The sequence below is a fragment of the Geobacillus sp. WSUCF-018B genome (assembly GCF_002809985.1).
In the GTDB taxonomy this organism is placed as follows: Bacteria; Bacillota; Bacilli; order Bacillales; family Anoxybacillaceae; genus Geobacillus; species Geobacillus thermophilus.
The window spans coordinates 1-1,579 of record NZ_PIJF01000128.1; the positions used below are offsets into that span (position 1 = coordinate 1).

Sequence of the window (1,579 nt, forward strand, 5' to 3'; positions counted from 1 at the left end):
ACGAAGGAGCGCTCAACGGTCTCGACCATGCGGTGGTGCTGCTCGCTTGGAAAGCCAATCAGCCGATGACATCGGAACATCTTCACTGCGTCTTGAGCAACGACCGGGAGCTAAGCGATGAAGACATCTTGCGCCACTATGCCCAACGCTGGTCGATCGAATGCTTTTTTCGACAAGCGAAAGACCAGCTGAAGCTCGATGGGTACCGTGTTCGTCAGGTTCGGGCGGTGAAACGCTACTGGATCTTGGTGCAGCTTGCTTACGTGTACAGCCTATTCGAGTCGAACAGCGATTTTTCTGATGGGCTCGATCTCTTGCGCAAGAGAAAAGGACATAGCCTCGTGGAGTTCATTTACTGTGCAGCGAAACAAAATATTCCCATTGATACCGTGAAAAAACAGCTCCATGTGGCATAAGGGGTACCCTGTTTGTTTCTTTTTACATGGTAATTATTGTTATGAAAATTGCTCATCTACAGTAAAGATATTTTTGTATTTATTTGGGGGTAATGGAAAATGAAAAAGATGTCAAGTCAGTATTTATACACCTTTTTATTAGTAACTATTATTTTGTTATGGAGTTATGGATGGGTTCTAACGAAGATTGGATTAAGTTACATGGGACCCTTTACATTTGCGGCTTTACGCTTTTTACTTGCTTCATTTGCGATGATATTAGTTTTATTTTTTTTAAAGCCCACTAGACCAAAAGGTACAGAATGGATTATCCTTTTTATAGTGGGTTTGTTACAAACAACCGCCATGTTTTTATTAATCAATTACGGAATGATGTTTGTAAATGTGAGCAAATCTTCAATACTGATTTACTCGATGCCTATATGGAGTGGAATCCTCGGATATATCTTTCTTCATGAATCATTAAACTATTACAAGGTAATTAGTCTTGTCCTGGGTATTTCTGGTTTACTATCCATTATTGGGTTTGAATTTTTTACTATTCAAAACAAAAGTGTCATTTTCGGTGAATGTTTACTTTTACTAGCTGCTATTTCTTGGGCTGGGGCAAATGTAATTGTTAAAAAATATTTTAGCAATCATAATAAAATTATAGTATCAACCTGGCAAATGATTTTCGGAACCATTGGAGTAGTAGTTGCCGCCATTCTTATGGAGTGGGGTCAACCTATACAGTTTACACCTATAAGTATTTTTATTCTGATATACACAGGAGTTATTGCATCCTCATTCTGCTTTACATGTTGGTATGTGGTGTTAACAAAGCTTGATACTACAGTAGCTTCTATTTCCCTATTATTTGTTCCTCTTGTGGCTATTTTTCTAGACTGGTTGTTACTCGGAGAAAAAATGACTGTTAATATTGCAATTGGAGCATTGTTGGTTACGATTGGTGTTTACTTAGCAACCGTGGCTAAACCTAAAGAAAGGCGTAAAATAGAACGATTTTCTACAAATATAAAAAGCTAAGCAAATTGTCGCTTAGCTTTTATTATTGGACTCTATCACGAGTGTTGATTATCCAAAATTATACATACGCCTTCCATAAATTTGGGCATACTCAAACAAAGCAGCGGCCATCCCGGATTTCCAATCGAGAGGAA

The 1,579-nt window shown here is 38.3% G+C and carries 2 protein-coding genes; both read left to right on the forward strand.

What is annotated here, in order from left to right; translation table 11 throughout:
- Positions 1-416: transposase (locus CV944_RS16935; RefSeq protein WP_145994851.1), on the forward strand; the 416-nt coding region annotated here is incomplete at its 5' end.
- Positions 417-515: 99 nt separating this feature from the next.
- Positions 516-1,445 carry a DMT family transporter gene (locus CV944_RS16940; RefSeq protein ID WP_100660200.1) on the forward strand — a complete coding sequence of 310 codons (930 nt, stop codon included), beginning with the start codon at positions 516-518 and terminating at the stop codon, positions 1,443-1,445.
- Positions 1,446-1,579 lie beyond the last annotated feature (134 nt).